This window comes from Rhodococcus yunnanensis NBRC 103083 (assembly GCF_001895005.1).
In the GTDB taxonomy this organism is placed as follows: Bacteria; Actinomycetota; Actinomycetes; order Mycobacteriales; family Mycobacteriaceae; genus Rhodococcoides; species Rhodococcoides yunnanense.
The window spans coordinates 1-937 of the sequence record NZ_BCXH01000058.1; the positions used below are offsets into that span (position 1 = coordinate 1).

Annotated in this window: 1 protein-coding gene; it reads right to left on the reverse strand. The window is 61.9% G+C overall.

Annotated elements, in window-relative coordinates; translation table 11 throughout:
* The coding region (locus RY1_RS29255; protein ID WP_245820008.1) for a condensation domain-containing protein at positions 1-937 on the reverse strand (937 nt) is incomplete at both ends.

Below are 937 nucleotides of genomic sequence, written 5' to 3' on the forward strand. Positions count from 1 at the left end.
TCGCTCGAACGGCACATCCGCATGCGCAAACGCCTGCAGATCACTCGCTCGAGTCTGCGCCAACAACTCCTCGAACGTCATCGACGAATCCACCCGAGACCGGAAAACCAGAGTGTTGACGAACATACCGATCAAATCATCGAGGGCCCGATCACTACGACCAGCAAAAGGAGTACCGATCGCAATATCATCAGACCCCGACAACCGAGCAAACAACACAGCCATCGCCGAATGCACCACCATGAACAACGTGCTGTTGGTTCGACGCGCCAGCTGGACCAGCTGTGCATGCAACTCGGCATCGACGACGAACTCGGCTCGATCACCGGCGTACGACTGCACGGCCGGACGGGGACGATCGGTCGGCAGATCGAGTTGATCGGGCAGACCGGCGAGCGCGGTCTTCCAGTACGACACCTGCTGCGAGGCAATCGACTTCGGGTCCTCTTCACTACCGAGAACCTCACGCTGCCACAACGCATAATCCGCATACTGCACCGGCAGAGGCGCCCAGCCGGGAGCCTCACCGACAGAACGCGCTGCATACGCCACCATCACATCACGAGTCAACGGACCCATCGACGAGCCGTCGGCCGAGATGTGGTGAACAACCAGCGCAAGCACGTGCTCGGTCGGCGACAGAGCGAACAACCGAACCCGCAGAGGAATCTCGGACGTCACATCGAACGTCGTCGATGCGAGCGCACGCACCCTGCTCTCCACGTCCGCCGGATCGACGTCGACGACCCGAACATCGGGCACGACGCGTTCCACCGGGACGACGAGCTGCACCGGACCGTCGTCGGTCTCCGGGTACATCGTGCGAAGCGACTCGTGACGCGCAATCACATCCGCCACTGCAGCCTGCACCGCCACCACATCCAGACCACCCGACAACCGAATCGCCACCGGCACGTTGTACGCCGCCGAACCAGCA